This window comes from Streptacidiphilus sp. PAMC 29251 (assembly GCF_054208735.2).
Genome location: NZ_CM135725.2, coordinates 8,532,167 through 8,548,168, shown reverse-complemented (window position 1 = coordinate 8,548,168; position 16,002 = coordinate 8,532,167). Strand labels below are relative to the sequence as shown.

At 72.5% G+C, this 16,002-nt stretch carries 13 protein-coding genes and 1 pseudogene; 6 read left to right on the top strand and 8 right to left on the bottom strand.

Features of this window, described 5'->3' with window-relative positions:
* Positions 1-11 precede the first annotated feature (11 nt).
* A complete protein-coding gene (locus ACXKR8_RS40460; protein WP_458269497.1) occupies positions 12-383 on the top strand; it encodes a VOC family protein in 372 nt (123 codons plus the stop codon).
* Positions 384-437: 54 nt separating this feature from the next.
* Here the strand turns inward: ACXKR8_RS40460 and ACXKR8_RS40455 are convergent, their stop codons facing one another.
* Entirely contained in the window at positions 438-2,246 is a 1,809-nt protein-coding gene (locus ACXKR8_RS40455; RefSeq protein ID WP_458269496.1) for an MFS transporter, read from the bottom strand.
* Positions 2,247-2,495: 249 nt separating this feature from the next.
* On the opposite strand from ACXKR8_RS40455, the gene ACXKR8_RS40450 reads away from it, so the two are divergent.
* Positions 2,496-2,888 (top strand): YciI family protein, encoded by a 393-nt coding sequence (locus ACXKR8_RS40450; protein ID WP_458275213.1) that lies wholly within the window; start codon positions 2,496-2,498, stop codon positions 2,886-2,888.
* An 84-nt stretch (positions 2,889-2,972) separates the two neighbouring features.
* On the opposite strand, the gene ACXKR8_RS40445 is transcribed toward ACXKR8_RS40450, so the two are convergent.
* From ACXKR8_RS40445 to ACXKR8_RS40420, 6 genes are all read right to left on the bottom strand, one after another.
* Positions 2,973-3,647 (bottom strand): hypothetical protein, encoded by a 675-nt coding sequence (locus tag ACXKR8_RS40445; protein WP_458269495.1) that lies wholly within the window; start codon positions 3,645-3,647, stop codon positions 2,973-2,975.
* A gap of 151 nt (positions 3,648-3,798) precedes the next feature.
* Positions 3,799-4,482 carry a hypothetical protein gene (locus ACXKR8_RS40440; protein ID WP_462100045.1) on the bottom strand — a complete coding sequence of 228 codons (684 nt, stop codon included), beginning with the start codon at positions 4,480-4,482 and terminating at the stop codon, positions 3,799-3,801.
* A complete protein-coding gene (locus tag ACXKR8_RS40435; protein ID WP_462100044.1) occupies positions 4,479-4,886 on the bottom strand; it encodes a hypothetical protein in 408 nt (135 codons plus the stop codon). Before ACXKR8_RS40435 ends, ACXKR8_RS40440 begins: the two co-directional genes overlap by 4 nt.
* Before the next feature lie 70 nt (positions 4,887-4,956).
* Positions 4,957-6,168 carry a transglycosylase family protein gene (locus tag ACXKR8_RS40430; RefSeq protein ID WP_458269493.1) on the bottom strand — a complete coding sequence of 404 codons (1,212 nt, stop codon included), beginning with the start codon at positions 6,166-6,168 and terminating at the stop codon, positions 4,957-4,959.
* Positions 6,169-6,205: 37 nt separating this feature from the next.
* A complete protein-coding gene (locus ACXKR8_RS40425; RefSeq protein WP_458269492.1) occupies positions 6,206-9,418 on the bottom strand; it encodes a LysM peptidoglycan-binding domain-containing protein in 3,213 nt (1,070 codons plus the stop codon).
* 123 nt (positions 9,419-9,541) lie between these two features.
* On the bottom strand, positions 9,542-10,756 hold the full coding sequence (locus ACXKR8_RS40420; protein ID WP_458269491.1) for an MFS transporter: 1,215 nt from the start codon (positions 10,754-10,756) through the stop codon (positions 9,542-9,544).
* Positions 10,757-10,810: 54 nt separating this feature from the next.
* Here ACXKR8_RS40420 and ACXKR8_RS40415 point away from each other — a divergent pair, with 54 nt between their 5' ends.
* The 3 genes and pseudogenes from ACXKR8_RS40415 (at position 10,811) to nagB (ending at position 12,680) form a co-directional block, all read left to right on the top strand.
* Positions 10,811-11,575 (top strand): AraC family ligand binding domain-containing protein, encoded by a 765-nt coding sequence (locus ACXKR8_RS40415; protein ID WP_458269490.1) that lies wholly within the window; start codon positions 10,811-10,813, stop codon positions 11,573-11,575.
* Positions 11,576-11,612: 37 nt separating this feature from the next.
* Positions 11,613-11,708 (top strand): annotated as a pseudogene (locus ACXKR8_RS40410) (ArsR family transcriptional regulator); the annotation flags it as partial.
* A 189-nt stretch (positions 11,709-11,897) separates the two neighbouring features.
* Positions 11,898-12,680, top strand: a complete 783-nt coding sequence (gene nagB / locus ACXKR8_RS40405; protein ID WP_458269489.1) for a glucosamine-6-phosphate deaminase — start codon at positions 11,898-11,900, stop codon at positions 12,678-12,680.
* A gap of 60 nt (positions 12,681-12,740) precedes the next feature.
* Here the strand turns inward: nagB and ACXKR8_RS40400 are convergent, their stop codons facing one another.
* Positions 12,741-14,867 carry an ArnT family glycosyltransferase gene (locus ACXKR8_RS40400; RefSeq protein ID WP_458269488.1) on the bottom strand — a complete coding sequence of 709 codons (2,127 nt, stop codon included), beginning with the start codon at positions 14,865-14,867 and terminating at the stop codon, positions 12,741-12,743.
* A 195-nt stretch (positions 14,868-15,062) separates the two neighbouring features.
* On the opposite strand from ACXKR8_RS40400, the gene ACXKR8_RS40395 reads away from it, so the two are divergent.
* Positions 15,063-15,971 carry an aldo/keto reductase gene (locus ACXKR8_RS40395; RefSeq protein ID WP_458269487.1) on the top strand — a complete coding sequence of 303 codons (909 nt, stop codon included), beginning with the start codon at positions 15,063-15,065 and terminating at the stop codon, positions 15,969-15,971.
* Positions 15,972-16,002 lie beyond the last annotated feature (31 nt).

Below are 16,002 nucleotides of genomic sequence, written 5' to 3'. Positions count from 1 at the left end.
AGGATGTCCGCATGCTCGACCACCTCGCGATCCAGTGCACCGACCTGGCCGCCGCCGCCGCGTTCTACGACGCCGCGCTGGCCCCCCTCGGCAGCGGCCGACTGATGGACTTCGGCCAGGTCATCGGCTACGGCATCGCGCCGATGCCGACCTTCTGGCTCGGCGTCCAGTCCACCGGCGACGGCTTCCGCGAATCCCACATCGCCTTCGCCGCCCCGGACCGGGCCGCCGTCCAGGCCTTCTTCGACGCCGCCGTGGCGGCCGGAGCCGAGGTGCTGCACGAGCCCAGGCTCTGGCCCGAGTACCACCCTGCCTACTTCGGCGCCTTCGTCCGCGACCCGGACGGCAACAACGTGGAGGCGGTCTGCCACACCCCCGAGTGAGAGGGGTGGCAGACCGCCGTGGGGGTTGCGGCCCTGCGGCTCAGCCCCTGCGGCTCAGCTGTCGCCGGGGGTGTGCAGGGCCTGGCGGACGTCGGTGGCGGAGACCGGCTCGTCGCCCACGGCCGGTGTGGGGAACTCCTCCACCTGCGCCACGGCGCCGGCCTTCTGCGGCCTGACTCCGCCGGTCAGCGCCGAGGCCACCGCGGCGATCAGACAGGCGGCCAGGGCGAACCAGAAGGCCACGGTCAGGCCGTCCTGGAACGGCCCGGTGATCAGGTGCGGGAAGAAGCTGCGGCCGGTCAGGTAGTCGGCCTTGCCCGCCGGGAGGCCCTGCAGCACATGCGGGCCGAGCAGTTGCTGCATCGGGTTGTAGCCCAGGAAGGCCGCGAACAGCACGGCCAGCGGCGGCAGTTGGGAGACCTGGTGCGCGGTCCCGGCCGGTACGCCCTGGGCCGCCAGACCGCTGTACATGGCGCTGGGCAGATGAGCGGACAGGCCGACCACGATCAGGCTGAAGAAGACGCCGATGGACAGCACCATCGCGGAGTTCTGGAAGGTCGCCGTCATCCCGGCCCCGACCCCGCGCCGGTTGGCCGGCACCGAGTTCATGATCTCGGCCCGGTTGGGCGAGGCGAAGAGGCCCGCGCCCAGGCCGTTCAGCATCAGGATCAGCGCGAAGACCGGGTAGGAGAAGTTCACCGGGATCACCATCAGCAGGCCGAAGCTGAGCGCGTTGAGCAGCGTCCCGGCGACGGTGAACAGCCGGGAGCCGAAGCGGTCCGAGAGCAGCCCGGAGATCGGAGCGGCGATCAGCAGGCCGACCGTCATCGGGATCATATAGATGCCGGCCCAGAGCGGGGTCCTGCTGAAGCTGTAGCCGTGCAGCGGCAGCCAGATCCCCTGCAGCCAGATGATCAGGATGAACTGCAGGCCGCCGCGGCCGAGCGCGGTCAGCAGGCTGGCCACATTGCCCGCGACGAAGGCGCGGACCCGGAACAGCGAGAGGTTGAACAGCGGCTCGGCGACCCTGGTCTCGATGAAGCCGAAGAGGATCAGCACGATCACCCCGCCGGCCATGGAGCCGATCACCCAGGGGTTGCCCCAGCCGGTGCTGGCGCCGTGGTAGGGCTGGATGCCGTAGGTGATGCCGACCAGGATGGCGATCAGGCCGACCGCGAAGGTGAGGTTGCCCCACCAGTCCATCTTGGCCGGGTTGCGCTGCCCGGTGTCCTTGAGCTTGAGATAGGCCCAGATGGTGCCGAAGATGCCGACCGGGACCGAGACCAGGAAGATCCAGCGCCAGCCGACCGGGCCGAGCACGCCGCCGAGCATCAGCCCGATGAAGCTGCCGGATATACCGGCGATGACGTTGATGCCGAGCGCGGTGCCGCGCTGGTTGACCGGGAACGCGTCGGTGATGATCGCGGTGGAGTTGGCGAAGATCAGCGCGCCGCCGATGCCCTGCACCACCCGCCAGCCGATCAGCCACAGCGCGGCCTGGCTACCGCTGCCCCAGGTGAGGGAGAGCAGGATGGAGCAGACCGTGAACAGGGCGAAGCCCAGGTTGTACATCCTGACCCGGCCGAACATGTCGCCGAGCCGGCCGAAGGAGACCACCAGCACGGCGGTCACCACCATGAAGCCCATCATCATCCAGAGCAGGTAACTGGTGTTGTGGGGGTCCAGTGGATTGAGCTTGATGCCCTTGAAGATGTCAGGCAGCGCGATCAGCACGATCGACTGGTTGATCATCACCATGAGCATGCCGAGCGTGGTGTTGGACAGCGCGACCCACTTGTAGCGGGGACCGTGCTCGGCGTGCGGATCTGCGGCTGGCAGAGCGGGCGCGGTGTCGCCGGCCATAGGTTTATCCTTCTTTCACTGGTTGCTGCGTACAACCTTCTCAAGATTAGATGCAATTGTCATCTATCCATCTGAGCGCACTGGTGCCCGCCGAGGGCGCACGGGAGCGCAGACCCCCGCATCCGCTCAGAACTCGTCGCAAAGAACTACGGTCGGCATGTAGAGAACCGGCTGCCCGCTCCGACTCATGGACGAGGGCGCCGGAAGGGCGCACTGAGGCGAGAACCCGAGGAGCACGCCGTGAAGTACATGCTGCTGATGCAGTTCAGCCAGGAGTCGGCCGGATTCCCGGCCATCACCGAGTGGACCCAGGACGAGCTCCAGGCGCACATCGCCTTCATGGGCGGCGTCCTGAAGAAGATCCCCGAGTACGGACAGCTGATCGACGCCCAGGGCCTGGACATGCCGGACAAGGCCCGCATCGTCCGGGCCGGGAGCGGCGGCGAAACGGTGGTCACCGACGGCCCCTACCCCGAGACCAAGGAGTTCCTGGCCGGCTACTGGGTCGTCGAGGTGCCGACCCCCGAGGCGGCGTACGGGCTCGCCGCCTACATCTCCACCGCCCCCGGGCCCGGCGGACGTCCGCTGAACATGCCGATCCATGTCCAGCCGGTGATCTCGCTGCCCGACTTCCAGTCCTGAGCCCACGGGCCCTCGGGCCCTCGGGCCGGCGGTGGGTGCAGCGGTCAGGTGGTCAGGTGCTCAGGTGGTCAGGTGCTCAGGTGGTCAGGTGGTCAGGTCGAGGACGTAGGCGGCGACCGAGCCGTCGGCGGCGTGGCCGATCGACTGCAGGCCGTGCCGGGCCGAGGTGAGCAGGCCGACCAGGTCCGCCCCGGTGGCCGGGTCGGTCAGCACCTGCCAGCCCTTGCGGAAGGCGCCGGGGACCGGGTCGACCTCCGGCGCGGTGGCGAGGGCCCGGTCGCAGAGCCCGCTCACCGCCGGTTCGCGCAGGCCGCGGCGGTGGATCTCGGGGCAGGCCAGAGCCAGCAGGTGCAGCCGGGTGCGGGGATCCGCGGCGACCGGCCCCAGACAGAGCAGGTCGGACCGGACCGGGCACATGGTCCGCGCGTCCGTGGTCCAGCGCACCGGCCGCTTGCCCCCGAACGGGACCACGGCCAGCACCACCTGGGGGTCGCCCTGGGCATTGGACTCGACCCGGAGCCACACCGGGTACCGTCCGACCGGCAGTCCGCCGGTCGCGTGCACCTCCGCGCCCACGTCCAGGTAGGCCGGGGCGGCGGGGTGGGCCGGGTCCGCCGGGAACAGCATGTCGCCCGGGCGCAGCACGGTCTCACCGGCCCGGAACGCCGTGAACGGACGGTCGCCGCGCCGCTGCGCGGCATCGAGGTAGGTCGCGAACAGCCCGCGTGGATCCCCGTTGTTCAGGTCACCGTCGTTCACGGCATCCAATTCCATCACGACTTGGCCCTGCCTCTCGGTCGCCCCCATGCCGACCTGGGTAGCGTCGCACATGGACTCCGCTAGCACCACTCCGAGTGGGGACAGTTGAGGATCATTTAACCTGCTGCTACCGAACGGTGAAGAAACGTGTTCACCCCGTGGCCGGGCGGCGGTCCTGGGGTGTGGTCGGGGTGAGGATCACCGAGGGCGTACGGCGCTGTCCCGACCAGGCGGCGGGCACGGCGTCGATGTGGTGGGCCAGCGCGTAGGCGAGGCCCTCGTAGTTGACCCGCCAGCCGCGGAAGTGCGGCCAGGCCTGCTCCGGGGTGCGCTCCATCGGGAAGCCCTGCTGCCGCATCCGGGCCACCCCGTCCAGGAAGTCCTGGTAGCTGAGGTCCAGCGCGTCCTCCGGCAGCGGGTCCGGGTTGTAGCCGATGCCCCGGGCCTCGGCGAGGTCGCGCAGGCAGACGAAACCGGCCCGCAGCGCCAGCCGTACCTGGGTCTGCGGGCTGGACGGGTTGAAGGCCAGGTGCAGCGCGCCCGCGTCCAGAACCGAGAGCAGTGAGACCAGCCAGTTGCGGGTGGCCCGGGCCGAGCGGAACAGGATCAGCACCGGGTAGGTGGTGTGGCTCTCGTTGACCTGCGCCGACCAGCGCTCCCAGTTGCTGAACAGCTCCTGCAGCGAGTCCAGCAGCTCGGCCTGGGCGTAGCGGGCCAGGATCTCGGGCCCCCAGGGCGGGCTCCCGGCCCGCGACTGCAGCAGCGTCACCTCGGCCTCGCGGGCCGCGTAGGCGGAGTAGAGGGCGGGCAGGTAGCCGATCTGCAGCGCGATCACGATCGGCCGGTCGCCGCCGCGCAGAAGTCCACGGCGGTGAGGGCGCTCCGGTGACTGCTCAGAAAGCCCAGGGTGAAGAGGGACGATCCTGCCTCGCCGACCGCCGCCCTGGCGTCCAGGTCGCTGACGGCGGCCTCCAGCAGGGCGTAGCCCAGCATGAAGGACGCCAGCCAGAGGATCAGGGTCAGCAGCAGGGACAGCGGCGCGGCCGGGGCCAGCACCTTGTCCTTGCGCTCGACGCTGCCGCAGCGGTCGGCGACGGCCTGGAACGGGATGTAGAGGGCCTGGCTGACGACCCGGGTGAAGCTGGACCGGGACGGCCGGGGAATGACCAGCGTCCGCACCACCGAGGAGAGGGTGCCGAGGACCACCAGCACACCGAGCAGTCCGAACAGGGGCCGCACAGGAGGTCCTTCCGATCGGCGCGCGCGTCGATGCACCCTATGCGATACCGGGGAAGGAATCCGCTGTCGGTCAGGTGAGCGACACCCCGTGTTGGGCGAGCCAGCTGATCGGGTTGATGTCGGAGCCGTACTTCTCGGTGGTGTCCACCTCGAAGTGCAGATGCGGTCCGGTGACATTGCCGGTCGCCCCGGACAGGCCGAGGGTGGTTCCGGCCGAGACCGCCTCGCCGACGTGGACATCGATCCTGGAAAGGTGGGCGTAGAGGCTGTAGCGGCCGTCGGCGTGCCTGACCATGACCATCTTCCCGTAGTCGCCGCCCCACTCGGCCTTGACCACGGTGCCCGCCCCGACCGCGCGCACGGTGGTGCCGACCGGGACCGCGATGTCCACGCCGGTGTGGTGACCCGCCTGCCAGGGGCCGGGGACGCCGTAGCCCTCGGAGATCCAGTAGTGGGCGGTGACCGGCCGGACGAAGGCGGCGGACGCCTTCTTGGCGGGCGCGTGCTTCACCGGGGCCGGCTTCTTGGCGGGGGCGTGCTTGGCGGGAGCGGGTTTGTCCGGGGCGGGCTTGGCCGGGGTGCTGGTGGTGGCGGGGGTACTGGTGGTGGCGGGGGTGTGCCAGGTGAGGCGCTCGCCGGGGAGGATCAGATTCGGGTTGGCGCCGACCACGGCGCGGTTGGCGGCGTAGAGGGGCTTCCAGCCGCCGGGGACGTCCAGCGCCTCGGCGATGCCCGAGAGGGTCTCGCCGTGCCGGACGGTGTGCTCGACGGTGTGACCGGTGCCGGCCTTGGTCGTCGCTGCGGGCTTGGGCTTCGTGGTGGCCTTGGCGGGGGCCTCGGCCTTGGCAGAGGCCTGGGCCTTGGCGGGGGCTTCCTGCTTCGCGGCGCCGTTGCTGCGGGTGAGTCCGGCCCGGACCGAGCAGACCGGCCAAGCGCCGGGCCCCTGGCCCTTGAGCACCTTCTGGGCGATGGTGATCTGCTCCGCCTCGGTCGCCCGGTTGGCGCTACTGGCGAAGTGCGTCCCCCCGTACGCCGCCCAGGTGGAGGCGGAGAACTGGAGCCCGCCGTAGTAGCCGTTGCCTGTGTTGATCTGCCAGTCGCCGCCGGCCTCGCAGGAGGCGACCTTGTCCCAGACCGAGGAGGAGGCGGCGTGGGCCTGCCCCGACGCCAGCACCGGCAGCGCGGCGGCGCCGACCGCGGTCGCGCCTGCCGCCCTGGCCAGGGTCACGCCGGCGGCGCTGGGGGGCTGCGGTCGGCGGTGGCGTCCGTTGGTGAGGTTCATCTCGGTTCTCCTTCTGCCTGCTGACGCATCGTCAGGGTCAGCTGCGGTGACTTGAGATCATGCTGAAGAGCTGGAGCGTCTCCGGTTCGTAGTCGAGGCAGCCAAGGGCGTCGTTGACCTGGGCAAGGCGGGTGATGGACGCGGCCACATGGTCCCGGTAGCCGGCGGTGGCGTAGAGCCGGATCAGGCCGCGGTGCAGGATCTCGGCCTCCGGGACGGCGGCGAGGCCCCGGTGCAGGGCGGCCTCGCAGCCGGGCAGGTCGCCTGCCGCGAAGCAGCGCTTCGCCAGCTCGTGGGAGGCGTCGATGACGGCGGAGATCATGTCCTGCCGGAAGGGTTCGGCCCACGGGTACAGCTGGTGGGCCCCGGCGAACGGGCCGCCGCGGACCAGGTCGAGGGCCCGGCGCAGGGCCGCGTCCTCGGCCGGGCCGCGGGCGTTCATACCGAGCCGGTAGAGCTCCTGGAAGTCGGCCCAGTCGCAACTGACGGCGTGGTGCAGGCGCCAGGCGGACTCGGGCAGCCAGGGCACCCCGTCAGGTCCCGCACCGAGCCACTCCCGGAGCCGGGACATCGCCGCGAACCGCGCCTGGGGGGCGCTGCGGGCCGCCATCAGCCGGTCGGCGGCATAGGGAACCGGGTCGAGGACGGCGTCCAGCAGCCGTGGGTCGGGCTCGGGGTGGGTGATCAACAGGGCTGCGACTGCGGTGAGTTGACTGATCGAAGCAGGACCGGCCGGGGTGGCCCCGGCCGCGCCGATGACCCGGACCGGGCCGAGCATCAGGATCCGCGGCGGGAAGGCGGCCCGGGGGCCGCCGGGGGCGGTAGCGGGGGCCGGGCCGGGGTCGTCGGCGCGGTCGGGGGCGGAGGCGCGGTCGGCGTCGGAGGAGGCAGCCGCGGCTTCCGCCGCGCGGCGGCCGGAGCTGAGGACGGGGAGCAGGCTGTCCCGGCCCCCACCGGCCGTGTTGCTGCCGCGCGCACCGAAGGCAGCGATGCCGCCGACGCCACCACCCCCGCCCGGCAGGTCCGGGGCCAGCAGCGGGACCGAGGTCGCCGACGCCGGGGCGGCGCCGCCCGTGGCGCGGGAGTGCGAGGCGAGGACCGGGATCAGGAAGGGATCGCCGTCCGGGTCGGGTTCCGGCTCCTCCTCGTCCGGATGGTGGTCGGTCCAGGCGGGTTCGGGCAGGTCGGAGGGCTGCTGGGCGGCGGAGAGGAGGGCGATGGTCGCCGCGAACTCCTGCTCGCTGAGCCGCTGCAGCTCCACCGCGAAGGGGAGGCTGCCGGACACCGGGTGGTGGCCGGGCCCGGCGTCCAGATGCCAGCCGGGCGCCCCGGGGACAGCGGGGGTGACGGCGGCCACGCAGTGGTGCTCGGGCCCGGCCAGCACGCCGCTGAGCGACTGGAACTGACTTGGCGTCAACTGCTGATCGGTGCAGAGCAGCGAAGGGGCCCAGAGGTCCACGGCCACGCCCTGCGAGCGGGCCGCGCGCGGATGCATCACCTGACACTCGATCAGGGCCTTTTCCAGGGAGTGCCGGTGGGCTTGGAGATCGGCGAGGGCGAGCTCAGGATCGGCGCGGGTGGCCAGCCGTTCGGCGTCCGTGCCGTGGATCAGACGGCCGACCAGGGGCGCCGCGCCGCCCAGGGCGATCAGCCGCATCCGGCCCGCGAGCGGACTCGCCGCGAGCTCGGCGACCAGGGCCCGGCTGACGGCGGCGACCTCCCCCGGAGTGCCGTCCAGGTGCAGATGCCGCACCGTTTCCAGGTCGGCCAGGATCTGCACGCCGTCGACGGTGCGGCCGAGGGTGACCAGCGCCGGGTAGGGCGCCGGCACGTCGCGGGCCCGTTCGGCGGAGAGCAGGTCGGCGTCCGGGGCGTGGCAGCGCCACAGCAGGCCGTCGGCCGAGCCGGTGAACGGGGCGACGGCGGGCGCGGGGTCGATCAGGTGCAGATCGACGCTCCCGCCGGGACGCAGCGCGACGGCGGCCAGCGCGGGCAGTTCGGTGTCCGTGTCCAGGCAGGTCATGCCGAGGGTGCGCAGGGTGCGGTCGAGCAGGTCCAGCCCGGCGGGGTCGGCCATGGCCCGGAGGAAGGTCTCGTACAGCTGCTCCTCGATGCCGGGCATCGCCACCCGGCGCCTGGGCGGGCGGCGGCGCTGCTGCAGCACGCGGTTGCGGGCCAGCAGACCGACCAGCCCGGCGGCGAGGAGCGCGCCGGCGCCGATGCTGACCGGGAGTTGGAGCGGGTTGGCCGATCCGGCCCGCGGAGCCGTGGCCGTGCGCGGGGCGGTGACCATGGCGGGAGCGGGGACCGGGATGAGCGAATCGGGCAGCGTGGGACGCAGCGCGGGTTCGCCGGGCACGGTGACGGCCGGCCGTGGAACGGGGTGCGGGGCGGGGTTGTGGGCAGCGGTCGTTCCCGGGAGGCGGAGCTTCTCACCGGGTTGGATCACGTCCGGATCCCGGCCGACCACCGCCCGGTTGGCGGCGTACACCGACTGCCAGCCGCCGGGGACGTGGTGCGCGGTGGCGATGCCGGTCAGGCTGTCGCCCCGGTGCACGGTGACCGTGCTGCCCGTCGCGGCCTCGGCCGGCACCGCGGCCGGCATCAGCAGCTTCCAGCCCGGCGCGAGCGCGCCGTCCGCGTAGAAGACCGTGCCATGGGCGTCCATCACCCGGCCCTGGTTGAGGGCGGCGATGTCGTTCCAGCGCGCCCCGCTGCCCAACTGCGTCTGGGCGATGGTCCACAGCGTCTCGGCCGGACGGGCGGCCCGCACGGTGTAGTGCGCCTGCGCGGCCGCGGCCTGCACGGCGGCTCCGTTCGCCGTGGCGCTCGCGGTGACGCCCGGCGGCGGGGAGACCGAGGGCGCCGCGAACGCCCCTGCTGCCGGCACCAGTGCGAACACCGCCCCCAGCAGCAGCGCCGCGGCCCGCTGCGACCAGCCGAGGACCGGCAGTCGCCGGGCTGCCCTGCCCCGCAACCGGGCCGTCAGCTCGATGCACACGCCCAGCGCGAACATCCCCCAGGCGAGCCAGCCGACGGCGGCCAGCACCCAGACGAACAGCTGCCCCTGGTCCGGGTCGGTGAGCAGCGCGGGCAGACTCGACGGCAGCGGTAACCCGCCGGGCCCGGCCAGCGCGAGCGTCCCGTAGAGCAGGGCCACCGGCAACACGACCAGCAGAAGCAGCAGCAGCGCCAGGCTCACCAGGGCGCGCACCAGCGCGGCAACGGTGCGCGGCACGGTGCCTGCCATGGGCGCTTCCCCCGTTCTCCTCATGTGTGCTCAAAGTGTGCTCGCATGTGGGTCTGGTGAACAGGGTGACGGTTTGTCACATCATTCGGTAGGGGACATGGCAAAACGGGCCCCACGGAGCCGTCAGATTCGCTCCCCCGGTTCGCTCAGGCCCAGCCCGAGGCAAAGGCCCACCAGCGGTACTCCGCAGAGCACCGTGAACACCGCGGCCGGTCCGTGCGCGTCGGCGATCAGGCCCAGCAGCGGGGAGACCAGGCCGCCGGCGCTGACAGCGAGGCCGAGGGTAACCCCGGCCGCGGTGCCGGGGCGGGTGGGCAGGTAGTCCTGGCCGAGCTTGACCAGGACCGCGAAGGGGATGTTGAGGGCGATCCCGGCCAGGACCGCGAACAGCAGCGCCACCAGGGCCGCCGGGAAGCCGTTGCCGGGGGCCAGCCGCAGGCCGACCAGCATCGGGACGGCCAGCGCGGCGCCGAGCTGGACCGTGCGGACCATACCAATCCGGTCCGCGATCCGGCCGCCGAGCAGCGTGCCCGCGACGCCGCCGCCGAGGAAGCAGGCCAGCGCCGTTCCGGCGACCGCGCGGGAGGCGTGGAGGTCGCGGAGCCAGTAGAGCTCGATGAAGGTGTTGACTCCGAAGAAGGTCACCGAGCGCACCACCTCGATGCTGGTCAGGACCAGGAAGGGGCGCCAGCGGTCGGTGCCGGTCAGCACCGCCGCGAGGGCCCCGCCCCCGGCCGCGGCCGCCGCCCGGCGCTGGTGCCGCAGCAGGACGAAGGCGATCAGCAGCGCCGGGGGGATGAACAGCGCGGTGGCGCCCACGCCCCAGGCGACCAGGGCCGGGGTGGCCAGCACCGGGGCGAGGAAGAAGCCGACGCTGCCGCCGGCCGCGAAGATGCTCATCGCCCCGGCGCTGTCCCCGGCGGCCTCTCGGGCGGCGCGTCCGGCGGCGGGGTGGAACAGTGCGACGCCGAGCCCGGAGAGCAGGACCAGGGTCCAGACCGCGGTGTAGGAGGGGAGCAGCCCGGAGATCCCGAGCGCGGTCCCGGCGAGACCCACGCCCGCGGCGGCGAGCCAGGGCAGTCGGCGCCGGTCGACCAGGATGCCGATGAACGGCTGCGGCACCGAACTGCCCAGCGTGGCAGCCATGGTGAGGCCGGCGGCGGCGACGTACCCGTAGTGCCGGTCCAGCACGAAGTAGGGGACGCAGGCGGGGACGAGGCCCTGGTAGAGGTCGTCGACGGCGTGGGCGATCCCCCACAGCCGCATCCGCTGCCAGGTGGAGGGAGGGGGCCGCTCCTGCGGGGCGGTGAGGGAGGTGTCGGCGGCAGATGTCGTCATGGGCCAAGCCTGTCCAGTGGGGCCGCCTGCGGGCTACCGGTATTCTGCCTATCTATGTCGACAACCAGCCAGGATCTGGACGGTCCCACCCTGCTCTCGCTGTCGCACCGCGAGCGGGTCGACTGGCACCACCATGCCGAGCACCAGCTGATCCACCCCAGCGCGGGGGTGCTGCAGGTGTCCACGGACGTCGGCTCCTGGATCGTCCCGCCGTTCCGGGCGGTGTGGGTGCCGGCCGGGGTGCCGCACGCGCACCAGGCGCACGGGCCGACCCGGATGGCTTCGCTGGTCTTCGACGTGGCGGTCAATCCGCTGCGCCTCGACCGGCCGACCGTGCTCGCGGTGACCCCGCTGCTGCGCGAAGTGATCATGGCCCTGGTCACCGACCGGGAGCTGACGGAGCGCCAGCGGGGCAATCTGGAGCAGGTGGCGCTGGACCAGCTGCGCCGGGTGGAGGCGCTGCCGCTGTGGCTGCCCACCCCGGAGGATCCCCGGCTCCGGGACGTCGCCGCCCTGCTCCAGGACGACCCGGCCGATCCGCGTTCCCTGGCCGAGCTGGGCGCGGCCGTGGGCGCGAGCGAGCGCACGCTGAGCCGGTTGTTCCGGGCGCAGACCACGATGTCCTTCCCGCAGTGGCGGGCCCAGCTCCGACTGCACCACTCGCTCAGGCTGCTGGCGGGCGGCGGCTCGGTCACCGCCGTGGCGACGGCCTGCGGCTACAGCAGCACCAGCGCCTTCATCGAGGCCTTCCGACACGCCTTCGGCACCACTCCGGGCCGCTACCACCGCCCACTTGTCAAAAGTTACGTAGCTACGTGACGGAGCCATGGGTCTCAATGAACGTGTCACCGACCTGGCCGGCTGGCTGCGGGCCACCTCCCGGGGGCGCTACGAGGTGCCGGGCGAGCGGGTGGTCCCGCTGCTGGTCCTGCTGTCCGCGACCCTGCCCTGAACCGACCGGGGGCCGTTGGGAGACGATTGGCGCCGATCTGATTAAGGTCCTTTACTATGGGCCTGTCCAAAGAGCCCCGGAAGGGTGTCCGAGGTACGGTCAATTCGGCGGGCGGAAGGCGCGTTCTGCTAAATTGGTCTATACCATCAAGCGGCATCTCGCGCACGCTTCAGAACGAATGGGACCAGCATGGAAATTGTGATCGTTCCCGACGCCGCCGCAGGTGGCGAGCTCATCGCGGCGGCGATCGCCGACCTGCTGACCCGTAAGCCGGACGCGCTGCTCGGCGTAGCCACCGGATCCACCCCGCTGCCGATCTACACGGCGCTGGCGGGCCGGGCCCGCGGCACCGACCTGGACGTCAGCCGGGCCAGGATCTGCCAGCTGGACGAGTACGTCGGCCTGCCCAAGGGCCACCCCGAGTCCTACCGCTCGGTGGTCCTGCGCGAGGTCGTCGAGCCGCTCGGCCTGACCGAGAGCTCCTTCATGGGCCCGGACGGCAGCGCCGAGGACATCGCCGCGGCCTGCCTCGCCTACGACCGGGCGCTGGCCGAGGCCGGCGGGGTGGACCTGCAGCTGCTCGGCATCGGCACGGACGGCCACATCGGCTTCAACGAGCCCTGCTCCTCATTGGCGTCCCGGACCAGGATCAAGACGCTGACGGAGCGGACCCGGGTCGACAACGCCCGCTTCTTCGACAGCCTGGACGAGGTCCCGCACCACGTCATCACCCAGGGCATCGGCACCATCCTCGACGCCCGCCACCTGGTGCTGCTCGCCACCGGCGAGGGCAAGGCCGACGCCGTGGCGGCGACGGTCGAGGGCCCGCTCTCGGCCCTGGTCCCGGCCTCCGCGCTGCAGCTGCACCCGCACGCGACCGTGGTCGTCGACGAGGCCGCGGCCTCCGGGCTGAAGCTGGCCGACTACTTCCGCGCGACCTACGCGGCGAAGCCGACCTGGCAGTCGATCTGACGGTGTATCAAAAATGGGTGGCGGCTCGGTCGAGCCGCCACCCATCCGTCCAGGCGCCGACTAACCGCAGTGGTAGAGCCGGGTGCCGGCCACTCCCCCGCCGTAGGCGCTCGGCGGGACCGCGGCGCAGCTGCTGCTGACCCAGGCCGAGGCCTGCGCGGCGGCCGTCCGCACACCGGTACCCGCTGCCTGAGTACCCTCCGCCTGCCGACCGCTCTGCTGACCACCGCCGAAGCCGGCGAACCCCGACGTCCCGTCGCTGAGCAGCACGTAGTGCAGGGCCCCGGCCCCGACCTCGCGCTGCAGCGTGCCCAGGGTGGGCGTCGGGGCCTGGTTGGTGAAGCCGCCGATGGGCATCACCGCGGCGCCGGTGGCCAGGATGTACGGGGAGGCCAGCGCCCAGCTGGTGGTGGCGAACAGGTAGCGGGCGCTGCCCCGGTGCGCCTGGGTGTAGGCGAACAGCCCGTCCTGGCTCTTCGTCAGGGTCCCGGAGCCCTGCATCGCGGCGGCGAAGGCACCGCCGGCCCCGGTCGCGGCTTTCGGCCTCGGCTTCGCCGTCGACTGATTCGCCGTCGGCTGAAAGCCCATCATGTGCCGGGCCGGCGGCCCGACCGCGCCCATCGCGGAGTGCCCGTACGCCGGGTCGAGGACCGAGGCGGTCCAGGCCGCGGGAGCGACCAGCATCGCCGCAAGTCCCACCGCGAGCCCGGCCCTGGCCCCGACCAGGCCGCCTCGCCGCAGCAGCGGCAGCAGCGGCAGGCTCAGCAGGACCACCGAGACCAGCCCGAGCAGCAGCACACCCGGAGCCAGCAGCGGCAGGAAGGTCGGGTAGTCCGACGCCAGTTTCGCTCCCCATGCCGCGGTCACCGCGACCGTGCCGGGGAGCGCCCAGGCGCTGCGTCCGCCGGAGCGGTAGGCGCGCCAGAGCAGGACCGTCCCGGCGCCGCTGAGCGCGGCGAGCGGGGCAGCGACGACGCCCATGTAGTAGGTGTGGCCGCCGACGCTGCCCGCGCTGAGGACCACGAAGAACACCCCGAACCACGTGCCCCAGAGCAGCAGTCCGGCCCGCAGCGTGTCGGTCCGCGGCAGGCGTCGGCGCTGGAACAGGCCGAGGCCGAGGGCGGCCAGGGCGAGCGGGTAGAACCAGCCGGCCTCGGCGGCCATCGGCCCGGAGACCAGCTTGCCCCATCCGCCGTCGCTGCCGCCCCAGCCGCCCGCCTGGGCCTGCTGGGCCTGCCCCGCGGCGTGGCGGCCCACGTCTTGGCCGCCCGCAGCATGGCCGGCACGGGCCGCGTGGCCGGCGCCGCCCCCGGCGTTCTGCACCGCCGAGACGCTGCCAGTATCGGCGGCGTCCACGCCCACCGCCGAGAAGCGGTTGAGGAAGTTGTAGCCGACCACCATGCTCACCGCGGAGTTGTTGGTACTGCCGTCCACATAGGGACGGTCGGCCGCGGGCGTCAGGGTGACCAGCAGCATCCAGGAGGCGGACACGGCCAGGGTCACCGCCCCGGCCACCCCCAGGTGCACCAGCCGCCGCCGCAGCACGGTCGGCGCGGACACCAGGTAGACCAGGGCCAGCGCGGGCAGGACGGCGAAGGCCTCCAGCATCTTCGCCTGGAAGGCCAGTCCGACCCACACCCCGGCCAGCAGCAGGGTCCGCAGCCGGGCCTCGCGCGCGGCGCGCTGGGTGGCGTCGGCGGCGAGCAGCAGGAGCAGCAGGAAGGCCGGGTCCTCGACCGAGGTCCGGAACAGTCCGGCGACGACCGGGGTGAGCGCCAGGAACCCGGCCGCGAGCAGCCCCGCGTTCACCCCGGCCCAGCGCCGCACCGCCCGGTAGAGCACCAGCACGCTCAGCACGCCCTCGATGACCTGCGGCAGCGTCAGCGCCCAGGCGTGGAAGCCGAAGAGCCGCGCGGACAGCGCCTGCGGCCAGAGGAAACCGGGGAGCTTGTCCAGGGTGATGGTGTTCCCGGGGTCGAACGACCCGTAGGCGAAGGCCTTCCAGCTGCCGGCCATGCTGCGCACGGCGTCGGCGTAGAAGGGGTGGAACTGGCTGTGCCCGATGTCCCAGGCGTACAGCAGCGCCGCGACGGCGGTGATCAGTATCAGCACCGGACGGGCGTGGCGGGGCTCGGCCAGGGGTCGGGGACGGGGGACGGCGAGGACACGGGTCGCGGTTGTTGCCATGCTCCGAGCCTGCCGGGCGGAGATAGCTCTCACTGGGAGCGAAACGCCCGCATGCGTGAATGATGGGACAAATCTGACGAATCCTTGGCTCGCCCGAGAGCTCCCTTTTGCCCAATTCACAGCTCACCCCGCGGCCGGACCCACCTCCGGACCCGCGGCCGGGCCAGCCCCCTGACCCTGTGGCAGACTGCCCCGATGACTTCAGAGACGATCACCGCGGCAGCGTCCGGCACCTGGGAACTCGGCGACCTGACGGTCCATCGGATCGGCTTCGGCGCCATGCGGCTCACCGGCAGCGGGGCGTTCGACGCCGGCACGCCGAGCAACCGGGAGCGGGTGCTCGGGGTGCTGCGACGCGCGGTCGAGCTGGGCGTGAACCACATCGACACCGCCGCGTTCTACTTCTCGGCGCTGCGCTCCGCCAACGAGCTGATTAACCGGGCGCTGGCGCCGTACCCGGAGGAGCTGGTGATCACCACCAAGGTCGGTCCCGGCCGGGACCCCTCCGGCGCGTGGTACTCGGCGACGCCGCAGCAGCTGCGCGGCCAGGTCGAGGAGAACCTGCGGCAGCTGGGCCGGGACCACCTGGACGTGGTGAACCTGCGGCTGATGAGTCCCGGTCCGCTGGCCGAGCACTTCGGCGCGCTGGCCGAGCTGCGCGAGGCGGGGCTGATCCGGCACCTCGGCATCTCCAACGTCACCGCCGGGCACCTCGCCGAGGCCCAGGCGATCGCTCCGGTGGTCTGCGTACAGAACCGTTTCAGCATCGACGCGCGGACCGCGGCGGACGAGGAGCTGCTGCGGTCCTGCGGCGAGCAGGGCATCGCGTTCGTCCCGTTCTTCGCCATCGCCGGGGCCGGCCGCGAGGGCGGCGCCACCGGCGCCACCGGCGCCGACAGCCCTGAGCTTCTCGCCGCCGCCCGCGCCCACGGCACGTCCGTCGCCCAGGTCCGGCTGGCCTGGACGCTGCACCGCGGCCCGCACGTGCTGGCCATCCCCGGCACCGGCGACCCGGAGCACCTGGTCCAGAACCTGGCCGCGGGGGCGCTGCGGCTCTCGGCGGAGGAGCTGGCCGCCCTCGACCCGCTGCCGCAGCGGGCATAACGCGAGTTGCAGCAGTTATGCAGGGGTAGGA

What these genes read in the sequence shown, in the direction of transcription:
- ACXKR8_RS40460 (WP_458269497.1), top strand. Translation starts at nt 12, where the DNA reads ATGCTCGACCACCTCGCGATCCAGTGCACCGACCTGGCCGCCGCCGCC.
- ACXKR8_RS40455 (WP_458269496.1), bottom strand. Translation starts at nt 2,246, where the DNA reads ATGGCCGGCGACACCGCGCCCGCTCTGCCAGCCGCAGATCCGCACGCC.
- ACXKR8_RS40450 (WP_458275213.1), top strand. Translation starts at nt 2,496, where the DNA reads ATGCTGCTGATGCAGTTCAGCCAGGAGTCGGCCGGATTCCCGGCCATC.
- ACXKR8_RS40430 (WP_458269493.1), bottom strand. Translation starts at nt 6,168, where the DNA reads ATGAACCTCACCAACGGACGCCACCGCCGACCGCAGCCCCCCAGCGCC.
- ACXKR8_RS40425 (WP_458269492.1), bottom strand. Translation starts at nt 9,418, where the DNA reads ATGGCAGGCACCGTGCCGCGCACCGTTGCCGCGCTGGTGCGCGCCCTG.
- ACXKR8_RS40420 (WP_458269491.1), bottom strand. Translation starts at nt 10,756, where the DNA reads ATGACGACATCTGCCGCCGACACCTCCCTCACCGCCCCGCAGGAGCGG.
- ACXKR8_RS40415 (WP_458269490.1), top strand. Translation starts at nt 10,811, where the DNA reads ATGTCGACAACCAGCCAGGATCTGGACGGTCCCACCCTGCTCTCGCTG.
- nagB (WP_458269489.1), top strand. Translation starts at nt 11,898, where the DNA reads ATGGAAATTGTGATCGTTCCCGACGCCGCCGCAGGTGGCGAGCTCATC.
- ACXKR8_RS40400 (WP_458269488.1), bottom strand. Translation starts at nt 14,867, where the DNA reads ATGGCAACAACCGCGACCCGTGTCCTCGCCGTCCCCCGTCCCCGACCC.
- ACXKR8_RS40395 (WP_458269487.1), top strand. Translation starts at nt 15,063, where the DNA reads ATGACTTCAGAGACGATCACCGCGGCAGCGTCCGGCACCTGGGAACTC.